This is a genomic window from Bhargavaea ginsengi (assembly GCF_900109165.1).
Classification (GTDB): Bacteria; Bacillota; Bacilli; order Bacillales_A; family Planococcaceae; genus Bhargavaea; species Bhargavaea ginsengi.
In genome coordinates this window covers 1-22,754 of sequence record NZ_FNZF01000010.1, presented here as the reverse complement: position 1 = coordinate 22,754, position 22,754 = coordinate 1, and the positions used below count along the sequence as shown (strand labels likewise).

20 protein-coding genes and 2 pseudogenes are annotated in these 22,754 nt (G+C 48.9%); 13 read left to right on the top strand and 9 right to left on the bottom strand.

Going from position 1 to position 22,754, the window contains the following annotated elements; all coding sequences use genetic code 11:
• Window positions 1–39: 39 nt before the first annotated feature.
• Window positions 40–750 carry a FadR/GntR family transcriptional regulator gene (locus BMX91_RS15200; protein ID WP_092056113.1) on the bottom strand — a complete coding sequence of 237 codons (711 nt, stop codon included), beginning with the start codon at window positions 748–750 and terminating at the stop codon, window positions 40–42.
• A gap of 199 nt (window positions 751–949) precedes the next feature.
• Here BMX91_RS15200 and BMX91_RS15195 point away from each other — a divergent pair, with 199 nt between their 5' ends.
• The 5 genes and pseudogenes from BMX91_RS15195 (at window position 950) to BMX91_RS15175 (ending at window position 6,644) form a co-directional block, all read left to right on the top strand.
• Window positions 950–1,699 carry an SDR family NAD(P)-dependent oxidoreductase gene (locus tag BMX91_RS15195; protein ID WP_092056110.1) on the top strand — a complete coding sequence of 250 codons (750 nt, stop codon included), beginning with the start codon at window positions 950–952 and terminating at the stop codon, window positions 1,697–1,699.
• Window positions 1,700–1,711: 12 nt separating this feature from the next.
• Entirely contained in the window at window positions 1,712–3,154 is a 1,443-nt protein-coding gene (locus BMX91_RS15190) for an aldehyde dehydrogenase family protein (protein WP_092056104.1), read from the top strand.
• 21 nt (window positions 3,155–3,175) lie between these two features.
• Complete coding sequence (locus BMX91_RS15185; RefSeq protein ID WP_092056101.1) at window positions 3,176–4,153, top strand: bile acid:sodium symporter family protein; 978 nt, start codon at window positions 3,176–3,178, stop codon at window positions 4,151–4,153.
• 28 nt (window positions 4,154–4,181) lie between these two features.
• Window positions 4,182–5,270: a tartrate dehydrogenase gene (locus tag BMX91_RS15180; RefSeq protein WP_092056098.1), complete on the top strand. Its 1,089-nt coding sequence runs from the start codon at window positions 4,182–4,184 to the stop codon at window positions 5,268–5,270.
• Window positions 5,271–5,482: 212 nt separating this feature from the next.
• Window positions 5,483–6,644: pseudogene (locus tag BMX91_RS15175) on the top strand (pyridoxal-phosphate-dependent aminotransferase family protein).
• A gap of 71 nt (window positions 6,645–6,715) precedes the next feature.
• On the opposite strand, the gene BMX91_RS15170 reads toward BMX91_RS15175, so the two are convergent.
• Window positions 6,716–7,471 carry a SurA N-terminal domain-containing protein gene (locus tag BMX91_RS15170; RefSeq protein WP_092056095.1) on the bottom strand — a complete coding sequence of 252 codons (756 nt, stop codon included), beginning with the start codon at window positions 7,469–7,471 and terminating at the stop codon, window positions 6,716–6,718.
• Between the two features lie 166 nt (window positions 7,472–7,637).
• On the opposite strand from BMX91_RS15170, the gene BMX91_RS15165 reads away from it, so the two are divergent.
• A complete protein-coding gene (locus tag BMX91_RS15165; protein ID WP_092056092.1) occupies window positions 7,638–8,126 on the top strand; it encodes a peptide-methionine (S)-S-oxide reductase in 489 nt (162 codons plus the stop codon).
• Window positions 8,127–8,149: 23 nt separating this feature from the next.
• On the opposite strand, the gene BMX91_RS15160 is transcribed toward BMX91_RS15165, so the two are convergent.
• The 3 genes from BMX91_RS15160 to hpaB all read right to left on the bottom strand — a co-directional run bounded on the left by BMX91_RS15160 (window position 8,150) and on the right by hpaB (window position 10,987).
• The gene (locus BMX91_RS15160) at window positions 8,150–8,866 is read right to left on the bottom strand and encodes an FAD-dependent oxidoreductase (protein ID WP_092056090.1); all 717 of its coding nucleotides are present in this window, start codon (window positions 8,864–8,866) and stop codon (window positions 8,150–8,152) included.
• Window positions 8,867–8,985: 119 nt separating this feature from the next.
• Window positions 8,986–9,480 (bottom strand): hypothetical protein, encoded by a 495-nt coding sequence (locus BMX91_RS15155; protein WP_092056088.1) that lies wholly within the window; start codon window positions 9,478–9,480, stop codon window positions 8,986–8,988.
• 58 nt (window positions 9,481–9,538) lie between these two features.
• Complete coding sequence (hpaB, locus tag BMX91_RS15150; protein WP_092056086.1) at window positions 9,539–10,987, bottom strand: 4-hydroxyphenylacetate 3-monooxygenase, oxygenase component; 1,449 nt, start codon at window positions 10,985–10,987, stop codon at window positions 9,539–9,541.
• A 281-nt stretch (window positions 10,988–11,268) separates the two neighbouring features.
• On the opposite strand from hpaB, the gene BMX91_RS15145 reads away from it, so the two are divergent.
• Window positions 11,269–12,321, top strand: a complete 1,053-nt coding sequence (locus BMX91_RS15145) for a YkvI family membrane protein (protein ID WP_092056083.1) — start codon at window positions 11,269–11,271, stop codon at window positions 12,319–12,321.
• 43 nt (window positions 12,322–12,364) lie between these two features.
• Here BMX91_RS15145 and BMX91_RS15140 read toward each other — a convergent pair whose 3' ends face one another.
• Window positions 12,365–12,742: a cytochrome-c oxidase gene (locus BMX91_RS15140; protein WP_092056080.1), complete on the bottom strand. Its 378-nt coding sequence runs from the start codon at window positions 12,740–12,742 to the stop codon at window positions 12,365–12,367.
• Between the two features lie 205 nt (window positions 12,743–12,947).
• Between BMX91_RS15140 and BMX91_RS15135 the strand changes: the two genes are divergently transcribed.
• On the top strand, window positions 12,948–13,640 hold the full coding sequence (locus BMX91_RS15135; protein ID WP_092056077.1) for an SDR family oxidoreductase: 693 nt from the start codon (window positions 12,948–12,950) through the stop codon (window positions 13,638–13,640).
• A 71-nt stretch (window positions 13,641–13,711) separates the two neighbouring features.
• On the opposite strand, the gene BMX91_RS15130 is transcribed toward BMX91_RS15135, so the two are convergent.
• The gene (locus BMX91_RS15130) at window positions 13,712–14,428 is read right to left on the bottom strand and encodes a 3-ketoacyl-ACP reductase (protein WP_092056075.1); all 717 of its coding nucleotides are present in this window, start codon (window positions 14,426–14,428) and stop codon (window positions 13,712–13,714) included.
• A gap of 89 nt (window positions 14,429–14,517) precedes the next feature.
• Entirely contained in the window at window positions 14,518–15,141 is a 624-nt protein-coding gene (locus tag BMX91_RS15125; RefSeq protein ID WP_092056136.1) for a LysE family translocator, read from the bottom strand.
• A 164-nt stretch (window positions 15,142–15,305) separates the two neighbouring features.
• On the opposite strand from BMX91_RS15125, the gene BMX91_RS15120 reads away from it, so the two are divergent.
• Window positions 15,306–15,728 carry a cupin domain-containing protein gene (locus BMX91_RS15120; RefSeq protein WP_092056073.1) on the top strand — a complete coding sequence of 141 codons (423 nt, stop codon included), beginning with the start codon at window positions 15,306–15,308 and terminating at the stop codon, window positions 15,726–15,728.
• Window positions 15,729–15,809: 81 nt separating this feature from the next.
• Here BMX91_RS15120 and BMX91_RS15115 read toward each other — a convergent pair whose 3' ends face one another.
• A complete protein-coding gene (locus BMX91_RS15115; RefSeq protein WP_092056070.1) occupies window positions 15,810–16,844 on the bottom strand; it encodes a multicopper oxidase domain-containing protein in 1,035 nt (344 codons plus the stop codon).
• 583 nt (window positions 16,845–17,427) lie between these two features.
• Between BMX91_RS15115 and ahpC the strand changes: the two genes are divergently transcribed.
• From ahpC to BMX91_RS15095, 4 genes and pseudogenes are all read left to right on the top strand, one after another.
• On the top strand, window positions 17,428–17,997 hold the full coding sequence (ahpC, locus tag BMX91_RS15110; protein ID WP_092056068.1) for an alkyl hydroperoxide reductase subunit C: 570 nt from the start codon (window positions 17,428–17,430) through the stop codon (window positions 17,995–17,997).
• A gap of 11 nt (window positions 17,998–18,008) precedes the next feature.
• Window positions 18,009–19,559 carry an alkyl hydroperoxide reductase subunit F gene (gene ahpF, locus BMX91_RS15105; protein WP_092056065.1) on the top strand — a complete coding sequence of 517 codons (1,551 nt, stop codon included), beginning with the start codon at window positions 18,009–18,011 and terminating at the stop codon, window positions 19,557–19,559.
• A gap of 301 nt (window positions 19,560–19,860) precedes the next feature.
• A complete protein-coding gene (locus BMX91_RS15100) occupies window positions 19,861–22,314 on the top strand; it encodes a DUF2339 domain-containing protein (protein ID WP_092056063.1) in 2,454 nt (817 codons plus the stop codon).
• Window positions 22,315–22,444: 130 nt separating this feature from the next.
• A pseudogene (locus tag BMX91_RS15095) lies at window positions 22,445–22,754 on the top strand (IS3 family transposase); the annotation flags it as partial.

The window sequence follows — 22,754 nt, the reverse complement described above, 5'->3', positions numbered from 1 at the left end:
GTTTTTGATGAGAGGCCTTTTTTTCATTGATAATAGGGGTTAATCATTTCCTTTTAATTCTTCCAGCCACGTCCGGTTATTGAAAATCATCTTGTTGATCTGCTCTTCATTGACGACTGCGTCTTTTCGAAGGAGGAGATCAAGGTAGGCACGATGCGTCTGAAGCGTCCACTTAATCGCATCGGCTTGTTTGGATTGGATCATTTTGGGCTTATATAATTCATAGATGGTTTTCCCGATTTCAATAACGAAATCATTTTCCGTTGCTTCAAGCACGGCATAATGGAACTCCAAGTCGATGTCGGCAAGCTCCTCTGAGCTTAAATCCGGTTTCATGCGCCAGACCTGACCTTGGTAGACTTCTTCAATCTTTTTTATTTTTTCGGCTGACCCGTTTGTTCGGATCATATTGATCAACAGGATTTCAAAATGCTGCCTGAATTCAATTAGTTTTTCCGTTCGGTTGCTATGCATGATTAAACTGAAAATCAGCGGGTTCAACGAAAAATGAGAAGGGTTGTTGGTGATAAACATGCCCTCTCCGCGCCTGATCTGGATCACTCCGATGGATTCCAGAATTTTAATCGCTTCACGTACCGGTGTTCTGCTGACCCCCAGCTGCTCAACCAATTCGGTTTCTGTAGGCAGCTTATCCCCATTCTTTAAAGTGCCGTCCAACAGTTTATCTTTGATCATGGCAACAATTTCTGCTGATTTTTTTCTCGATGATCTTAATTTCTCAAATTGCATCAGAAAGTCCCCCAATTAAGTAGTTCCATTCAAGTATAGACGATAGCACTATTTATTTTGACTAGTTGAATGATTTAATATTTACAAAGTTTTAGCAAGATGTTACGATTCAGCTTAATACATACTATGTATGATGTACTACTTTATTTTATATTTTATTGTCAAAATCTTTGTTCTTTTATTATGGGAGGGTATTAATTTGAGTCAACTTACCTCAAAAGTGATTGCAGTTACCGGAGCGGGCGGAGGAATGGGACAGCAGGTGGTTAAGGATTTGCTCAGAAATGGTGCCACTGTCGTGGGATTGGATATCAACACTGAAGCTTTATCTTCAATAGAAGATGAAAATCTCCGAACGAAAAACATCGACCTATTGGATGAAGCGAGTATCGTCAATGTATTTAAAGAGATCTATGGAGAATTTGAGCGTCTGGATGGTCTGGTGAATATTGCCGGAATTGCGCAGGCAGCCAAATCCATTACAAGCGTTGAAGTCTCCGAGTGGCATAAGCTCATGGATATCAATGCTACAGCTGTTTTTCTGACGAGCAGAGAGGCTGTCAGATACATGAAGGAAAAAAATCACGGTTCGATTGTCAATGTAGGGTCTGTTTCCGTGACAAGGCCACGCCCGGGGCTGCAAAGTTATGTAGCGTCCAAAGGTGCGGTCGAAGCATTTACGAAAGCACTCGCTCTTGAAACAGCTCCATTTAATATCAGGGCGAACGTCGTCCACCCCGGTCCGGCGGATACGACCATGCTGGGTAAGTTCTCGGCACAGGAAAATGAAAAAATCGAAATGAATAAAGATGTTTTCGCGAAGAGTGTTCCACTCGGCAGATTGATCGAGCCAAGTGATATCAGCCCTACGGTCACGCATTTGTTAACAGATGGTGCCCAGATGATTACAGGCTCCGTTATTCATGTGGACGGCGGAAGAAGCATTTAAGGAGCGATAAATATGAAGAAAATCAAGATGTTGATTAATGGAGAATGGACAGGCAATGAGGCTGACAATTGGATCGATATTATCAACCCTGCAGCAGGAGAGGTATCAGCCCAAATTGTAAGAGGAGATCAGTCACATGCGGATATGGCGGTGACCGCTGCAAAAAATGCATTGGAAAGCCAGGAGTGGAAGGCCTTCAAGCCTTACGTTCGAGGTCAATTCCTGACAGAAACAGCAAGACACATCAGGGAACATGCACAAGAATTGGCAGCACTGGAATCCGAAGATACAGGAAAGCCGATCAAGCAGGCGGAAGCGGATATAGAGGCCGCAGCACGTTACTTCGAATTTTATGGAGGCATAGCGGACAAGGTGTTCGGCGATACGATTCCGATTGAGGAAGACCTCCTTAACATGACAGTGATTGAACCGATCGGTGTAACCCTGCACATTGTTCCGTGGAATTATCCGATACAGATTACTTCCCGGAGTGTGGCGGCAGCGATTGCGACCGGTAATGTGGTCATCGTAAAGAGCTCGGAAGATACGCCGCTCACGACCCACTTCTTGGCAGAGTGGTTCCACGAAAAACTGCCGAGAGGTGTCTTCCAGCATGTGACAGGATACGGTCATGAGATTGGTGCCGCACTAAGTTCGCACCCAGGAGTCAATCAGATTACGTTTACCGGTTCGGTACCGACAGGAATCTCTGTGATGAAGTCAGCGGCAGAAAATGTCGTGCCGGTTACATTGGAGCTGGGCGGAAAGTCGCCGAACGTCGTATTCAAGGATGCTGACCTGAAGCGGGCAGTCCCGGCGATTGTCAATTCCATTGTCCAAAATGCCGGACAGACCTGTTCCGCGGGATCCCGATTGTTGGTAGAGGAGAGCATTGCCGATGAATTACTGGGCCTGCTTCAGGATGCATTCAAGAAACTGACTGTAGGACCGCCAGAAAACGGAGCGGATGTTGGTCCGATTATCAATAAAAAGCAATTTGAACGGATCTCTTCGATTCTGGAACAGGTAAAGAAAGAAGCGAATGTTCTCATTGGCGGGGAAGCGGCACAGGTAGAAGGGTACGAGAATGGATACTACATCCAGCCGACCATTGTGGAGACTGCCGATCACGATGCTTTCTTCGTCCAGGAAGAAATCTTTGGGCCGGTCCTGAGCGTCGTCCGTTTCCGTGATATTCATGAAGCAATTGAACTGGCCAATGCAACAGAGTATGGGTTGGTCGCCGGCGTATGGACAAAGGATATTGATGTTGCGAATTATGTGGGCTCGCGGATCAAGAGCGGGCAAGTATTCATCAACAGTTACGGAGCTGCAGGAGGCGTGCAGATGCCATTTGGCGGCTACAAGAAAAGCGGAATCGGCAGGGAGAAAAGTCATCTGGCAGTCCAGAATTATGTTCAAATTAAAAATATCGCAACCAAAATCCAGCTATAAGTTCGGCAACGGAGGATCTGAATGGAGATATTAGGTAGAATCAGCAGTTGGGCCGGAAAATACTTTGCATTGATCATTGTTGTTTTTTCAGTTGTTGCTTTTATGATGCCAGAAACTTTTATAGGGTTCGGGGCATACGTCACGATTTTGCTTGGCGTCGTAATGTTTGGGATGGGACTGACTCTTAAGGCAGCTGATTTTAAACTTGTCCTCACCAGGCCAGTCCCGGTCTTAATTGGATTAGGGGCACAGTTTATCATTATGCCGACCACCGCATTCCTGATTGCTTATCTATTAAATCTGCCGGAAGAAATAGCCGCAGGCTTGGTGTTATTGGGGAGTGTTCCCGGTGGTACTGCATCGAATGTCATGGTCTTCCTCGCAAAAGGGAATGTGCCGCTTTCGATCACGATGACAAGTGTCTCCACCTTGCTCGCACCAGTCATGACCCCATTGCTTCTGCTTATTTTTGCCGGTGAATGGATGCCGATTGATCCGGTGTCGATGTTTATGTCGATCTTCCAGGTGATCATCATTCCGATTTTGCTTGGGCTATTGGTAAACAGATACTTGCCTCGTGCAACCGAAAAAGGTGTATCGTTATTGCCGTTAATATCAATCGTAGCGATTACGATTATAGTGATGGGAGTAGTGGCCGGAAATAGGGACAACATTGCCACTGCTGGAATTCTGGTCTTTGTCTCTGCACTGCTTCACAATGGATTCGGCTTGTTCCTGGGCTATTATGCAGCGAAGTTATTTAAATTGCCTATTCAGGACCAGCGTGCAGTGTCAATTGAGACAGGGATGCAAAACTCCGGGCTTGGCGTTGCTTTGGCTTCCGCACACTTTACACCCTTGGTGGCACTGCCGAGTGCATTTGCATCAGCGTGGCAGCTGATTACCGGAACTGTTCTTGCCTCCAGATGGGGAAAGAAAAAACCTGAAAACGATCAAGAACAAGCCACTGCCGAACAGCTTATCGACTCAAAAAGTTAATAACAAAACGCAAGCAGGGGGTAAAAAAATGAAGACTTATTCTGTTGCGGTCATTCCTGGAGATGGAATAGGACCGGAAGTTATCCGGGAATCATTGAAAGTGCTGAAAACCGTTGAAGAAATCCATGGCGGAATTCGATTTACATATGATACGTTCGATTGGAACTGCGCGTATTATTTGAAGCACGGGAGAATGATGCCCGAAAATGGCCTGGAGATTCTGAAAGACTATGACGTGATATTATTCGGAGCAGTTGGAGACCCTTCTGTTCCGGACCATATCTCTGTATGGGAACTGATCTTGCCAATCAGACGGGAGTTCCAGCAATATGTCAACCTGCGTCCAATCAAATTGCTTCGCGGACTGGAAAGTCATTTGCGTTACAAAAACCATGAGGACCTGGACTTTATTGTTGTCCGTGAAAACACGGAAGGCGAATACTCGAGCATGGGCGGACGGATGCACAGCAATACTCCTCATGAAATGGCTGTACAGAACAATGTCATTACCAGGTTCGGCAGTGAGCGGATTCTTCATTATGCCTATCAACTGGCAGAACAACGCTCGAAGCAACGGCTCACTGTTGCAACGAAATCCAATGCGATCAATCACACGATGACGTTTTGGGATGAGATTGTAAAAGAAGTAGGAGCCGATTACCCGCACATTGATACGGAACTTTATCATATTGATGCACTGGCTGCTTACTTTATCTTAAAACCTGAAACGTTCGACGTTGTTGTAGGCGGCAATCTGTTCGGTGATATTTTGACTGATTTGGGTGCGGCCATGGTAGGCGGCCTGGGTCTGGCCCCGTCAGGAAACATCAACCCGGAGAAAAATTATCCATCGATGTTTGAGGCCATTCATGGGTCTGCTCCGGATATTGCAGGAAAAGGCATTGCCAATCCGATCGCCCAGATTTGGAGCGTCAGTTTAATGATGGATCACCTGGGGCATCCGGATCTTGGCAAACTCATTCTGGACGGTATCGAAGAAGTTGTAGCCGAAGGGGAAGTACGGACACCTGATCTGGGAGGAAACGCGGGAACCGAAAGCATGGGAAACGCGATTGTTTCGAAAATCAAAGAGCTGGCTAAAAAAACGGTTCAATAAAACGATAAAGGCTTCCCATTAGTTAAATAAAACTTTTGGGAAGCTTTTTTTGGCGGGGAGGCTGGCCAGGTAATTTTCATTGCTGGTGGGCCGCTTTTTCAATCATTTGACCTTGAAAAGTCGCACTCCATCTGTTTTTTACTTTTTAGATTAAGGTTATGCTAGGGTTAAAGGAGTGAAAAGTGAATCTTTTCTAAAAAGGAGAGAAAAACATGTATCCAAACATACTGAGACATCCAGGACCCACACCAATACCTAAAAAAGTAGAACTGGCAATGGCACAGAACATGATCAGCCACCGTTCAGAGGAATTTGTGAAGCTTTACCGGGAAACGACAGAACGCGTAAAGCCGGTTTTCGGAACAAAGCAGGATATTCTGCTTCTGCCTTCAGGCGGGACAGCAGCAATGGAAGCCGCTGTGGTCAATATTACTTCTCCGGGTGATGAAGTGGTTGTCGTCACGGTTGGCGCTTTTGGAGACTACTTCGTTTCGATTTGTGAAAAGCATGGACTGAACGTACATAAGCTTCAAAAAGAGTGGGGGGGGAGCCTGTACGAAAGAAGAGTTGGCTGACTTTTTAAAACCGTTAGCCGATATTAAGGCAGTCTTTGCTACGTACAATGAGACGTCAACAGGAGTCTTAAATCCTGTCGGGCAGTTAGGAGAAGCAGTACGCGAACATTCGGATGCTCTCTACATCGTCGATGGGGTAAGCGCAATCGGGGGAGCTCCTGCTGAAATGGACGAATGGGGCATCGATATCTTAGTGACAGGTTCACAAAAAGCGATGATGCTTCCGCCAGGGCTTGCTCTTCTTTCAGTCAGCGACAAAGCCTGGAAAGTGATCGAGTCCAATGATTCTTCGGCGTACTATTTAAGTCTTTTAAGTTACCGGGAATGGCATGAAAAAGGGATGACCCCGAATACTCCTGCAGTCTCTCTTATTATGGGGCTTTCAGCAGTATGCGATCTGATTGAGGAAGAAGGCGGATTTTCGAAAACCGTTGAGCGGCATGAAGTGATGAAAAATATGGTTCGAAAATCTATGAACGCACTGTCAATCGATTTGTTGACAGCTGATGAATATGCATCACCGACAATCACGGCAATACGTACTCCTGAGGGTCTCGATCTCGGAAGCTATTTAGGGCATTTAAAGAAAAAGTATCACCTCGATTTTGCCGGAGGTCTTGGCCCTCTTCAAGGGAAAATCTTCAGGTTTGGGCATATGGGCTATTGTTTCCCAAGTGATATCCTCGAAGCCGTCTCTCTGATTGAAGCCGGCTTACAAGATCTTTCATATCCATTTGAACCTGGGGCTGGAGTGAAAGCGGCACAAGAGGTTTATTTATCTTCGCTAAGAAAGCTGTAAAGAGTGACATATAGCCGCAGTATAAAAAGAGGTCAGCCATGAAAGGTGGCTGACCTCTTTTGCTCGATGTATTATATCTTGATGTCGATCTTCGCATTTTTCTTCAGCTCTTCAACTTGCTGAGCGAGTTGTTCCTGTTGTTTTTGCTGTTGAAGAGATTGCTCGATTTGTGGTTTCATTTCTTCTAGCTTTGGAACTTCCTGATCCGCACTTTTTCCTTGTTCCGCGAACTGATCATAGGCTATTTGGATTTCTTCATCTGTGACTTCACCTGCCGGCACTTCTTTCTCAACATACTGTTGAAGTTGGAGGTCCTCGGCTATTTGAGCTTCAAGTGATTTCATATCCATGCCGGATTGTTCCAGAGCCGCATCGAATTCTTTTTCAGTTTTAAATTGACCTTTTACTTCGTCCAGTTTCTTATTGATGTCTGACACTGAAGCCTGATAGCCTTTTTGATCTGCTTCTTGCAGAAGAAGCGTCTGTCCGACCAGGCTGTCAATGGTCTGAGCTTTTATCTGTTCTGCTGCTTCTTTAGCAGTGGGATCTTGTCCCATTTGCTGCATTTGTCCCTGCAAGGATGCGATCGTGTTATTATATTGGCTTCCGAGAATTTCCTGATCGTTCACTACAGCAACGGTTTTCTTTTCATCGACATGCTGTGATTCCAACTTCTTTTGCATATCTTCCATTTGCTTCTGCTGATCGGTTTCTGCTGTAGCTGCTTTATTCTCCTGATCGGCTTCTTTGCTTTCTTCATTTCCTCCGCATGCCGCTAAAACAACAGCCAAAAAGCTGGTCATTAATATAGACATCATTTTCTTCATGAATAACGATCCCCTTCCTCAGACAAGAAGTCTATCCTGGCATTATAAAGCATCGTTTAAGTGAAAAGGACGTTATGAACGATACTTAATTTAAATGTAAAAGGATTGAAACTCCCCATAATATCTGTAATCATCTGTATCACGGCAGATAAGGGGGGAGAGCCATATGGAAATCGTGTATTTTGCAGGCGGTTGTTTGTGGGGAGTACAGGCTTTTATCAAGACTATACCCGGGGTTACGTTTACAGAAGCGGGAAGGGCCAATGGAGCAACTGACACACTGGATGGCGACTATGACGGCTATGCCGAATGTGTCAAAACAGAATTTGACCCGACAGTTGTATCCATCAGGGAATTAATGGGGTATTTCTTCGAAATCATTGATCCGTACAGTGTAAACAAGCAAGGGCAGGATGTCGGTGAGAAATACAGAACGGGAGTCTATAGTGAAGCGGAAGAACACTTAAAAGAAGCGAAGGCATTTCTTGCTGGGAGAGATGATTATGAACAGATCGTTGTTGAAGTGTTACCCCTGACAAACTACGTAAGAAGTGCTGATGAACATCAGGATCGGTTAGCCCGATATCCAAATGATTATTGTCATATCCCACAAGAAACCATAAATAAATACAAAGGCCTCCCAACCATTCGCTGAATGGTGAGAGGCCTTTTTCTTTTTTAAACCGACAGTTCAGTCGGGAAAAACAGAGCGCGTCCTTTTTCCCGTTTATCCAGCATGATTTGTTCCGGCTGTATTCCTTGGGCATTCAGGACTTCGATGTTCTGCGAAATGAACTCGTCACTGCCGACAATGTAGAAAATCCCGTCAGGGTCGGAAGCCAGCTTGCTCACTTCTTCGTAGTAGTCCTTACGGTTATCAACGAACTGTGCGGTGAAGTTTTTGTCAGGAGCGGATTCAAAGACATCCGTGAATAGGAAGTCCTTCGATTTATCGATGTTCAGGGAATAAATGTGGTTGACGTTGTCCACCCGATCCAGGTAGTCAAGCACTAGCGGCCTGAAAGTGGCGATGCCGACTCCGGCCGAAAGCAGGTAGATGTTTTTGTTTTCCCGTTTAAGCGGTACGTTGGAATGAGTTTTAAACAGGGCCACTTCATCACCGGCTTTGAGGTCTCTCAGTATCGATTTGTACTCGGAGCAAAGTTCGCGGATACGTGTCGTAATTCCGATCGTTCCTTCGCTTGGCAAAGTCGAGATGGACATATGGCGAACCAGGCCTTTATTCGGTTTTTCTCCCGCATTGAATCCTTTTAGAGCGAGGTGGGTGTGGGAGCCTTCTTCCCATGTAAAGCCTTCCGGACAGTCGAGCATATAGGTTTTGACTTCAGGTGTTTCCTCGATGATCCGGTTGATCTTGGTCCAGTATATTTGCACGGTCTTATCCCCTTTAATCGTAATCAGTAATGTTACTTCTACTATATAACAAATGATAATGTTTCTCAATTATTAAGATTATCAGAAGAACCCCTCAACATTATGCCGAGGGGTTCTTGCTATTGTGACGTTAAACACAAGACAATGATCCGGTACGGCGTAGTCTGGGCGGGGATGCTCCTAGTTGTAGGGCCGTATTGTACAATCAAGTCCCGATTGCCCGGATATTTCGAAAGAAGTTGCCCGTTCGTTAAAACGATTTGGGTATAGGGGGACAGGTTCAGCTTCAGCTCACCATCGCTGCTCACCAGCTGGTTGTCAAAGTGATCCACTTTAGTGAACTGATCAGGCTGATCCTTTACCATGACGAGCGCTTGATATTGCGGAGGGTAGATTAAAATTGCAGGTAAGTCCCCATCAAAATAGCCGGTCACACGGTCCCCCACAAGGACGATTTCATGATCGACAAAGTAAGTGGAGGGGGTCACCACAAAATTCACGATTGAACCCAATTCATTTTCAAGCGTAAATAATTTGCTGCACCCTTGGTTGTAGCCGGGATTAAAATCACTGATCGCTGTAACCGTTCCATGAAACGAATAAAAATTAGTCATCATGGCCTCCAATCAAGATATGAGGTGCACTGTTTCAACGGACAGGAAGTTATTCCGATCACCGTTTCTTCAACTGCAAATAATCACTGACGGCATCTGCATATGGCTGTATAGGAAAGTCCTTATATAAATTACCCGCGAGTCGTACGGGGTCTCCGAAAAAGTATCGTTCATATTGGGTCTCCCTGGTTCCGAATGAGCTCATTGTCACATCCCAGGCCAAACGAAAAACCTTCACCCGGTCTTCGGCCGACCTTGTTGCTCCCTGAAGATACAGGTCCAGATCCTTTCTGATGCTCGAGTTAAAGGCGTTTTCCGTGGGAAGCGTAATCATCCCGCTGGCACCGATAATCTGAAGAATCTCCGTGAATCGGGGATACATTTTGGGGAACAGCACACTTGCCACATTCAATGGGTTAATATCGGGACGCATGATCCCATACTGATCCGGAGAAGCACTGTTTTCCGCTTTTTCCTGCAACGCCCTCATGGTTTCCAGACCTACGATGATTTCCGACACCTTTTCCTGTATGTGCTGGTATTCACCAATATTGATGGTATCGATCAATAATTGTGCAATCCCCAATACAAACTCGGTTTTCGCGATCTGCCTGGTGATGACCTGATGTTTGGCAAACGCATGAAAGCAACTTTGTTTGATGAATTGTTCAGCGACTTCGCCGTTATTAAAGTAAAATACCCGGTCCCAAGGAACCAGAACATGATCAAACACGACGAGGCAATCCATTTCCTCGTAGCGGGAGCTTAGCGGATGGTCGAAACGCGATGTTCCGCCTGTGAACGTATCGCGGCAAATGAATTTAACCCCGTTTGTATTAGATGGAATGGAAAACGCAAATGCTTCGTCTTCATTGAACAAAAATCTGCCTACACTGAATACCAGCACTTCATCGGTCAGTCCGCCTTGTGTCGCAAGCAACCGTGCGCCTTTGACAACAATTCCGCCATCCAGGACATCCACCACTTTCAGGGCTATGGGTTCATTGCTGTTCTCTATATAAAGTTGGGAGCGGTTTATCTGGGGGCTGATAAAAGTATGGGTGAATGATAAGTCATTTTCCCTGGCCAATTTATAGAAGGCGACCAAGTTTTGCGGAAAACAATTTTCCTTCCCCTCCAAAAAACCGGCGGAAGAAGCAAAGCTCATTAGAACAGTGTTTAGATAATCAGGGCTTCTTCCCATCATCCCGAATGTCTTCTTTGCCCAAAGCTCCATCATTTTGCGCCTTATGATCAGATTTTCTTTGCTTTTCGGTTGCATATAAGAAAGTCCGATCGGATCTCCCGAATCGGGCGAGGGGTAGGTCATGTAAGGTTTATGTTCAGGGGCGAGCTGCAAGTCATAAAGCGCGGCTTTTTCCTGAAGCAATCCTTTGAAGACAGGATGATGGGAAATGGGCCCTTCAACCTTTTTGCCATCCAGCCAGATTTCGTTATTCAGCCTATCGATCCGATCTAAATACGCTCTCCCGCTGATTGCACCCACATGGTCCCCCCTAATTAACAGTTTGTCTGATTTAATACGCCAAACCATGCGTCCAGAAAAGAGTGGAATGACTGGAGTCATCAACGATGGATTGCCTGTTCTAATGGTATGCAATGGATTACGGGTACGTACCATGCAAGGTCGAGGGGTTATGAAAGGTTAATTTGTCGAAGATTGAGAGATTTGTACTATTTGCATGGCGCTGTTCATTGTTAAACTAAAGGTAGAGAATCCGCAGTGCGGAAGTAACATAAAACATCTAGATAAATGGGGATTTCACTATGTTTAGGATTTTAAAAATCGCCGGTGCTTTTGTCGGTGTTATCGTGGGCGCGGGTTTTGCATCCGGACAAGAAGTACTGCAATACTTCACCAGCTTCGGAATTAATGGAATCTTTGGAGCTGTTTTGGCAACAGCGCTATTTGCCTACCTCGGAATGGTCTTGGCGAATATCGGGAGCCGCCTGAAGGCGCAGTCCCATAAATCGGCCATCTATGAAATCAGCGGACGTTACCTTGGCGTCATCGTGGATGCCATTATCATTTTCACCTTGTTCGGAGTCGGTGTGGTGATGATTGCGGGAGCGGGCTCTACGGTCAACCAGCAGTTCGGCCTGCCTGTTTTTGTCGGAAGCCTGATCATGACCGTTCTTGTGACGCTTGCCATGATGCTCAAAGTGGACAAAGTGATTGGAGTCATCGCGAGCATCACGCCGTTTCTCCTGATCTTCATTGGTATCATTTCGATCTATAGCCTGACCACAATGGATGCTTCGTTTGCAGCGCTCGACCCGGTTACGGATAGCCTGGAAAAGTCATTCCCGAACTGGTTCATCTCTGCCGTCAACTATGTTTCCTTTAACATCGCAGTCGGAGCAGGGATGGCATTATTAACAGGCGGATCTGAAAAAAATCCTCGTACTGCAGGCATCGGTGGTCTACTGGGAGGACTCGCAATTGGGATCATGATTGTCGTTTCCCATCTGGCGATCTTCGCCCAGATTGAAACAGTGGCGTCCTATGATCTGCCTTTATTGAAAATTGTAGAGGATATTTCCCCAATCCTTGCCGTCCTGATGGCTATCGTCCTGTTCGGGATGATCTTCAACACGGCGCTGGGCATGTTCTACGGGTTTGTCGCCAGATTTTTCGAGATGGAGACGAGAAAAGCCCGTACGGCGACAGTCATCACTCTCGCCATCGGGTTTGTCCTAAGCTTCGTCGGCTTCACGACATTGGTATCCAAATTTTACTCCCTGATCGGCTATCTGGGGCTGTTCCTGATCTTCGCCCTTATCTATGCTCCGATCAAGCTGAAGCGTGAAGGGAAATAAGTAATAGAAAACCTCCTCAGCCGCTGAGGAGGTTTTTTGGCGTTTATGCCTGCCGTTTCGGCATATTGCGAAGAACATTGAATCCGAAGCAGAAGATCCCGATCAGTGTTGCCAGACCGCCGAATGTGGCGATCGGGAAGAAAATTGGATGAACGCCCAAAATGGCCAGGGCAATGGCGATCATCATGACCGGCAGACCGATATTATGGAGCCAGAAATGGTATTTCGCCAGAGCATTTGCTTCGAGGTTCGGGTATAGGTGATAAATGATGCCATTCAGTGCAAGGGACATCCAGCCCAGTAAGTTTACATGAACATGGACCGAGGTCAGGCTAAATACATGCGTGAATGACATATAAAGTCCGAAGGAAATCCCGATCATGAAGTAGACAACAGAAATTTTCAGGAAGGTCGTTCCCACCGATATCCTCCTTTCCTGAAGACTTTGGTCCGACAAGGAGACGGAAATTCCGTCTTTTGTCTTAGGTCACTCTATGTGAATCGGAGACGGAATATGTCGCCTGCCCGCTGATTGCATCGGGATGCCTTCCTCAGTTGACGGATTAATTCCACCTCTTCTAGTAGAATAGGGAGGGAAGAAACCCATACTAAAGGACGTGAATCATATGAATGAATCGGTTGTGGTAATCACAGGTGCCGGGAGCGGACTAGGGGCATCTCTTGCCAAGAAGTATTCGGATGCCGGAAGCCATGTGTGCCTGCTTGGCCGTACAAGATCAAAGCTGGAGCGGACGGCTGGTGACCTGACAGGCAACTATACGATCCGTGAAGTGGACGTATCTTCAAAAGAAGAGGTCGACCGGGTATTCCGGGATATCGCAGAAACCTGCGGCCCTGTCGATCTGCTGATCAACAATGCCGGTATTGGCGTTTTCGACCTTGCGGAGAACCTGGATGAATCGGCCGTCCATCAGATGATCGATATTAATCTGAAAGGGACAATCTTCTGTTCCCAGGCGGTTTTGCCGGACATGAAAAAAAGGGATCAGGGCATGATCGCCAATATCGTCTCGACTGCCGGTCTTGACGGGAAAGCGACTGAATCCGTTTATTCTGCGAGCAAGTTCGGTGTGCGGGGCTTTACGGAAAGTCTGCATCTGGAATTGGCGGAAAGCCGTGTACAGATTTTTGCGGCCTATATGGGCGGGATGAAGTCGGAGTTCTGGGACGGCATCTATACTCAGGAGCAAATTGCAAACCTCATGGACACTGATGATGTCGCAGACATCATCATCGGGAATATCAAGGCCCGCAGGAACCTGAATGTGAAGGAAATCGTGATCAAAAACAGTCTCTGAGGCTGATGCCTTTGAAAAAGCCCCCCTCACAACTATTGTCAGTTGAAGGGGGGGCTTGCTGTTGTTCAAGCTTATGGGTTCGTCGACCAGAGACCGGCGTGTTTCAGGACAACGCGAGGGTGCAGTTTCAGCTGGGCCACCATCAGTTCTGCCAGATCTTCAGGCTGCATGACTTTCTCCGGATTGCCGTCGGTCAGGTTCAGTTCGACCGCCATGTCTGTGGCGACCGTGCTCGGTGTCAGAGTCGTCACCCGGATGTTTTTCTTGCGGACTTCGAGCATCAGAGACTCGCTCATGCCGATGACGGCAGCTTTGGAGGCTGAATAGGCGCTTGTTACCGGAGCGCCTTTTTGTCCGGCGGTGGAGGAGATGTTGATGATGTCGCCGGTGTTCCGCTCAAGCATTTCAGGGAGCACGGCGCGCGTGGTGTAGTAGACACCCTTTACGTTGACGTCGATGATCTTCGTCCATTCTTCCGGTGTCAGGTCCATGAATCCGCCGAATTTCGAAATGCCGGCGTTGTTGACGAGGATATCGATCGGGCCGAGTTCGCCCCGGATCGATTCGACCGCAGCTGTCACGGATTCCAGGTCAGATATGTCTGCCGCCGCAAATGCGACCTTTACGTCGTACTCTTTAAGCTCTTCTGCTACATTCTGAAGGTTTTCGGTAGTGCGGCCGACGAGACCGACATGAATGCCTTCCTTTGCAAATGCGATGGCGGTCGCGCGGCCGATTCCGCGCCCGGCACCGGTGATCAGTGCCACTTTACCAGAGATGGTTTGCATAAGTATTACTCCTCTCCAAGTGATAATGCGAACAAACTAAAGTGTACGATAACGGGCTTTTGTGTGGTTAGTTAAATGCCTGTCGGCAATTATTTCCCTCCAAACGCCAGCCGCAGCCCAATCAGCGTGAACAGGCCGCCCTGCATCAGGTTCATCCTTCTGGAAAGGGAAGGGTTTTTTCGGAGAAGCGTCCCGACATTGCCGGCAAAAAGGCTGATCAGTGAAAAGATGACAAAAGCCTGGATTAGAAAGACAAGGCCCAGAGCCAGCATGTGCAGATGGACATTGCCGCTTCCCACCGGGACGAACTGGGGCAGCAGCGCAAGGAAGAATAAAGAAACCTTCGGATTCAGCAGATTCATGATCAGGCCCTTTTTGTAAAGCGAGCGGTAAGCCAAAGCCGGTTCGCTCTCGAGGGCCAGGGAAGTGTCCCTGGCCCTGAATGACTGATAAGCAAGGTACAGCAGATAAGCTGCACCCGCGTACTTTACAATCGAAAAAGCGAAGGCTGACTGATAAATCAGAGCGGACAGGCCGATCACCGCAGCCGCGATATGAACGAGCAGACCCGTACACAGACCGAGCGTCGTCCAAATCCCAGCCCGTTTGCCGTTAGCGATGCTCTGCGCCAGTGTAAACAGATTATCCGGCCCCGGCATGACGGTCAGCACGACTGCGGCACCGAGAAAGGAAAGAATCATTACCAAATCCATCATTCGTGGCCCCCTTGCTAGTTAATGAAAATTCTAACATATGCTTCGGCACGATTCAGAACTCGGTGTTAAAAGGTGTTCGGTGAAGCCGGCAGATGCAGTTGTTTCATTACCGGGAAAGAGGTGAATACTAAAGGGGCATAGCAAAAAAGGAGGAGAAGCGGATGACCATCGATTTCAAAGACCATGGGAAAGAACCGTATGTATTCAATATCGAAGATGCGACGATGAAAAATAAGAATTTCCGTACGACGATCTGGACAGGGGAAAAGCTCCAGGTGACTCTGATGACAATACCGCCTGGCGACGATATCGGATTGGAAGTCCACAAGGGGATCGATCAGTTCCTCCGCGTCGAGAGCGGCAAGGGGCTCTGCCAGATGGGACCATCAGAGGATAACCTGAACTTCGAGAAGGAAGTCAATGCGGAAGATGTCATCCTTGTTCCGGCTGATACCTGGCATAATGTGACGACCCTTGGAGAAGAGCCGCTGAAGATTTATTCCATTTATGCAGGCCCTGACCACAAGCCCGGCACTGTTCACAAAACACATGAAGACGCGGAAAATGACCCCGATGAGCAATAAAGGAAAAGCGCCGACATTGAAAGTCGGCACACTTAAAGCGGCAGCGTCCTTTTCGGACAGCAGCCGCTTTTTAATTTGAAGTTATTCGGTTACTTCGATGTAGCCGACAGCCCCCATCGTTGCATGGTCAAATTGATGGGTGACCATCGAGTAGGTGCCTGCCTCGGTCACGGTAAACTCAACGACTGCACCGCCGCTTGCCGGCAACATGACGGTCTGCATGCCGTCCAGAATGTTTTTCGGGTTACCGTCCAGATAAACTGTATCGAAAAGTGTACCGGTTACATGGAAGGAACTGATTTCATTCGGCCCGACATTGTTAAGATAAAACCTGATCTTTTCACCGACTTTTGCCTGCAGCGGCGAGTCTTTTAGGCTGTAGGTGGTTCCGTTCGTGTTGATGTCGCCTTTGTTCAGGGCTTTGGCGGAGAAGACCACCTGGTTCGGCTCTCCAAAAGTCATGTCATCCAAATCGTTGTAGTTGTACCATTCGTTCTGGATGATGACGAACTCCCGGTCTACCTCTTGATCTGTCGGATAACCGTCCTTGGGCTTCACGATGATCGTCCCGTGCATGCCGTTTGCGATGTGGGACAGGACAGGAGCGGTTCCGCAGTGATACATAAAGACACCAGGATTATTTGCCGGATAAGTGAACGTTCCTTCTTCATTGGGCAGGACGTCGGTGAACTTTTCCGAAGGAGCGGCGTGCACAGCGTGGAAGTCCATGCTGTGCGGTACTGCCGGATCCATGTTCTTCAGTGTGAAATTGATAACGTCGCCTTCGTTGACCACGACGACCGGTCCCGGTGCTTCGCCGTTGAAGTTCCATGTTTTGTACATCAGACCTTTATCGATTTCAATGTCGGTCACCTGGGCCGTCATTTCCACGTGAACTTCGCTTGGTCCGGTACGTTCTACCCGGAGCGGAATCGGTTCATGGTTTACTTGGGCATGGGGCGCAAAAACGTCAGTTCCTTTAATCGTTTCAACCGTTGCCTGGCCATTTTCGGATGCGGCTTCGGTGTTTTTTCCTTCTGCAAGATCGGACTGTGCACAGCCACTGAGCAACAACAGGGCGGCCAAACTGATAGGAAATAGCTTTTTCAGATTCATGTTTGACACCTCTTTGGTTGTTTAGGGAAGCTGACAACTTAAGCGCCGCTCCTTCAACTCCTCCTTTCTGATGGTGATCACCGATTTATATATAGGAAGAAGATCTGGTTAAGTTATTGGCTTCCGTTTATGTTACATTTTGACTATACAATCTGTATCATAGAAATGGAGACGCCTGTATCTATCTATTTTAAACAGACAACTCTTTTAGGTCTTTGTGTGAACATTCTCTTTTAAACATTCTTGATTCCAAATATTGTTTTATAATGAAGAGGTATGCTGATCTTCTGTTGAAAAAATATTGTGTATATTGAGAATATTAAGCGGTTAAATCACACTTCAGAGATGATAATTGCCGCACACGCGAGAGGCAAGAATTCCTGTATTTAAAGAATACCCCGGTGATCCCCAACATTTCGAACAATTCGTGTCAATCTGAACAACGGCCGCTTATCGGTTGACTATAGGCGAGATTCATATAATAATGAGTATGTGATTAGAATTATTATAGTTAAGTAGATAGAGATGGTTTTCCGCCACTGTCGAACAACTATAAAATACATACAAACAGGAGGAATTTTTAATGTCTCTTATCGGTAAAACAATCGAACCATTCAAAGCGAACGCGTACAACGCAGGCACAGGCGAATTCATCGAGGTGACTGACGAAAGCATGAAAGGCAAATGGGGCATCGTCTGCTTCTACCCAGCCGACTTCACATTCGTCTGCCCGACTGAGCTCAGCGACCTGCAGAAAGAATACGCGACACTGAAAGACCTCGGCGTAGAAGTTTACTCTGTGTCGACAGACACTCACTTCACGCACAAGGCATGGCACGACCACTCCGAAGCGATCAGCACACTGGAATATGTCATGATCGGTGACCCTTCCCAGAAAATCACACGCAGCTTCGACGTTCTCGACGAAGAAGAGGGCCTTGCACAGCGCGGCACATTCATCATCGACCCGGATGGTGTTGTACAGGCAGCTGAAATCAACGCTGACGGCATCGGCCGTGACGCAAGCACGCTCGTGAACAAGATCAAAGCGGCTCAGTACGTCCGCAACAACCCAGGCGAAGTCTGCCCTGCAAAATGGCAGGAAGGCGAAGAAACATTGAAGCCAAGCCTTGACCTCGTAGGCAAAATTTAAGGAGAGATCACATGGCACTCGATGCACAGATCAAGCAGCAACTTGCACAGTATCTCGAACTGATGGAGGGCGATGTTGTCCTTAAGGTCAGTGCGGGATCTGATAAAGCATCCCAGGAAATGACGGCTCTGACCGATGAACTTGCAGCCATGTCGTCCCGCATCAAAGTGGAACAGGCTGAGCTGGAAAGAACGCCAAGCTTCAGTGTGAGCCGCCCGGGCGAAGAAACCGGCATCGTCTTTGCCGGCACGCCGCTCGGCCACGAATTCACTTCTCTCGTCCTTGCACTTCTTCAGGTAAGCGGACGTGCACCGAAAGTGGATGAGAAAGTGATCAAGCAAGTGAAGAACATCAAAGATGAACTTCATTTTGTTTCCTACATCAGCCTGACTTGCCAGAACTGCCCTGAAGTGGTGCAGGCACTCAACACGATGAGTGTCCTGAACCCGAACATCACACACTCGATGGTTGACGGTGCGGTGTTCAAGGAAGAAGTTGAAAGCAAGAACATCATGGCTGTACCGACCGTTTACCTGAACGGCGAGCCGTTCACGAACGGACGCAAGACAATCGAAGAAATCCTCGCAGAACTCGGAAGCACCGCAGACGCTTCCGAATTCGAAGACAAAGAGCCGTTTGACGTTCTCGTTGTCGGCGGGGGCCCGGCTGGCGCGAGCGCGGCAATTTATGCCGCGCGCAAGGGAATTCGTACAGGAGTTGTCGCCGAGCGTTTCGGCGGACAGATTCTGGATACGGCAGCGATCGAAAACTTCATCAGCGTAAAGCACACTGAAGGGCCGAAGCTCGCAGCGAGCCTCGAAGAGCACGTTAAAGAGTACAACGTAGACGTGATGAACCTTCAGCGCGCGAAGCGCCTTGAGAAAAAGGACTTTGTCGAGATCGAGCTGGAAAACGGCGCGGTACTCAAGAGCAAGTCTGTGATCATCGCGACAGGCGCCCGCTGGCGCAACATCGGTGTCCCGGGCGAAGCGGAATTCCGCAACAAGGGCGTGGCTTACTGCCCGCACTGTGACGGTCCGCTGTTTGCAGGCAAGGACGTTGCGGTTGTCGGCGGCGGCAACTCCGGTATCGAGGCGGCGATCGATCTCGCGGGCATCACGAACCATGTGACGGTCCTCGAATTCGGTTCCGAGCTGAAGGCAGATTCCGTTCTTCAGGAGCGCCTGTACAGCTTGCCGAACGTTACTGTTGTGAAAAACGCCCAGACGACGGAAATCACCGGTACTGACAAAGTAAACGGCATTTCTTATATCGACCGTGAATCCGGCGAGGAAAAGCATGTTGAACTGTCGGGCGTCTTCGTCCAGATCGGCCTCGTGCCGAACACGGACTGGCTCGGCGACTCGGTGGAACGCAATAAGTTCGGCGAAATCGTGGTCGACAAGCGCGGCGCGACGAATGTGCCTGGCGTGTTCGCAGCGGGAGACTGCTCGGACAGCGCGTATAAGCAGATCATCATCTCGATGGGTGCGGGTGCGACGGCATCGTTGAGCGCATTCGACTATCTGGTCCGCAGCCAGGTTGAAACAGTAAACGCATAATCACTGGGAGCAGGTTCATTGTGAACCTGCTCTTTTTTTGTCTGCAGAAACGGTTGTTACCTGTATTCTCGTTGTCTCTGCCTGTACTCTCAGGGACGTTGCTTGTACATTCGTTATCTCTACTTGTACCTCGTGATCGTCGCCTGTACTCTCGCTGACCGCATTGCACCCTGTTCTTCGATTTCCCCCTACCGGAGCGGCAGGAAATTCGATAGAGTGAGAGAAGATGGCCGGCGGTGAAACCATTTCACTGCCGATGCGTATTAGTTAGAACACCACAGTTGAAAAGGGGGTGTCCCTCGTGAGTGAAGAAATGAAAGAGCTGCTGAAGCGCCTCGCCGCTATGGAAGAGGAGATGCGGGCGATGCGGCAGGATCTCATATCGCTGAAATCCGGGGAGAAACGGGTAGAACAGCCGGACCGCCATGAACCGGAAGAACCTGAGACGATGGAGCCGGAAGAACTGTCCGCTCCTGAACCGGAGAATGTGCCGGAAAGTCCGTCTGAGCCGGATTTCCTACGAGGAAAATCAGCCCTGTCAGAGGAGCCATCGTCGGAGGATGAACAGGCGGTCATGGAATCCGAAGAGCAGCGTGAGGAAACCGGTGAAGCCCGGACGCCGTCCCTGTCTGAAATGATGGCGAGTATTGGGCTGGGCGGTCCAAAAGAATCAGGAGAGGAACCGCCGGAGCCTAAGCAAAAAGAAGAAGAACGGGAACTGCCCGAAGAGGCCGGCCAGCCCGGAATGGCGGAACCGGATGGAACGCCGGATGACCAGAGAAGCATGCAGCCGCCCGGCTCATATGGCTGGCTGCGCCAGCCCGGCGAAGAAAAGCGGGTACAGCCAGGGAAAAAAGATACTCCTCCTCCGGCTCCGAAGCCGGTTTTCAAGGAACAGAAACCGTTCGACTTTGAGCAGCAGTTTGCGGTCTGGTTGCCGAGGGTGTTCATGGTCATCCTGCTGCTTGGTGTGCTATGGGGTCTCAAAGTCAGTTTTGACATGGGCTGGATCACCGAGGGGGTCAGGGTGGCTCTCGGCTACATCGGGTCCATCCTGCTCGGGTATTTGGGCTACCGGTCCATACGGAGTGCGCGACGCGGATTCGGCCTGACACTCTGGGGAGGGACGATCGTCCTCGGGATCCTGACGACGTTTGCTGCAAATCAGCTGTACGGCTATTTGCCGCTTGTTCCGGCATTTTTAATCGGCATAGCTTATATTGCCACGGGTATATACGCATCGGTTCGGACAAAGTCGGAGACGCTTACTGTGTTCTCGGCGATTGCCGGCTTCCTTCTGCCGTTCCTGCTGGAAGGCGAAGGGGCATCCGGGCTCATGTTCTGCGCGTATGTCCTGATTCTATTCCTGTCGCTGTTCTACGTGTCGATCAGAAGTCGTCACCGGGTGACGTTCTATGCGCTGTTCCTTCTGTTTAACGTGACACTGTTCCTGTATCTTGTGCTGGACGGAATACGGGGCGGGCATGAGAATCTCATTGCGGCTACCGCACTTATCCAGCATCTGGCGCTTCTTTTCTTTTACCTGAAAGGCAGTATTCCGAGGTTCATTTTCACGGAAGTGCTGCTGTATGTGAACTTCGTGTTCGGCATCATGTGGATCCAACTGTTCGACGAGCCTACACTGCAGGCCGCATACGGTGTGCTGGCAGTTCTGTATGCTGCACTGGCTGTGTATGCCTCCATGTTGAAAGATCCGCCTCTGCAGGACATCTTGTCGACGTTGGCAGTGGCGGCAACCGCCGCCTTCATCCTCAGCTTCCGCATGGATGAGCCGGCGATGAAGCTGATGCTGCTGTTCGTTGTCGGAGCGGCCGGCATTTGGGCCGGGCTCCGTTCGGGTGCGATGCGGACGCTTGCCGTGTCGGGCGGGCTTTATGCACTTGGTGCATTGTCCACGGTGTCGTTTGGCTGGTTCCAAGAGATTTTCTCCGCAGAACACGCCGTATGGCTCATGTTCATCGGCACACTTGCGCTTGTCTATGCTGCGTTTTATCAATACCGGCCCGCATGGATCAAGACTTCACAGGTCGATGCCGCGCTGATTGCCGGTCAGATTGTTGTCCTGATCTACCTGTTCCGTCTGTCTGGTGTTCTCCTTCGGGATGTGGATCTGCCAATAGGACCGGAGTGGCATCTGAGGATTGGCCTCATCGGCCTCTTGGCATTCGGCAGCTTCTTCCTTCAACGGTCGGCTCATGGCCGGTATGTGGCCGAAGCCGGGGTGATTGAGTTTCTTGTACTCGGTGCCGTCCTCATGTTTATGCCGATGACCGGCTGGCGGGGCGGCGGCTACTGGCTCAGCTTCGTGGTCAGCCTGCTGTTCGCGGCCGGGATGACTTACCTGTTCGTAAAAGTGATACGGGGACAGCTTGCCTCAAAATTCCGGATGGGTGTTCCGGTGATTGCGTTCCTGCTTCAGTTCTACTATTTCTTCCTGTTGAACAAGTTGCTCTTCTCGGGCGTCAGGGAGTTTGGCTGGCAACAAGAGTCGGTTCTATTCGTCCACACCTTCCTTCTTTTCCTGTTCGCGTTCGTGTCAATCACGGCCGGCAGGAAGATGGGCTGGAAAGCGGTGCGGAACGCCGGCTTCATTATTCTCGTTGTCAGCTTCCTGAAGCTGTTCATCATCGACCTGGCCTCGGTCTCTGTCGTCATCCGCGCGATTCTCTTCACAGCGGTCGGTGCAGCCGGCCTCATCTATTCGAGGACGCTGCAGAAAGAAGACGGGGAATAAGGGAAAGCCTCAGCTTCCGGTTTGAACTGAACCCCGAACTACGGACACTTTAAAAAAGTCCCGGTTCGGGGTTTTTGCGTGGTCAAAAACTCCGCTATACTGAACACAAAGTTGAACGGAGGAGATTTTGATGAGCCGCCAACCGATTAATGAATCCATTCGCCGACTTCTCGAGGACAATCCCAATGTCCTTCATGTGACGGGTAAGACCATACAATACGCTCCTGAATTCAAATTGAATGCCGTGAAGGCCTATCAGGAAGGTAAGACGCCATATGAAATCTTCCTGGAGGCAGGGTTGGATCCCAAGCAGATCGGGCCGGATATACCGAAACAATCGCTAAAGCGATGGAGGAAATCGTATGACGCCCTTGGCGAAGACGGTCTGTTGTCCGAGCGCCGGGGACGCGGAAGCACCGGCCGGCCGTCAACGCGGGATC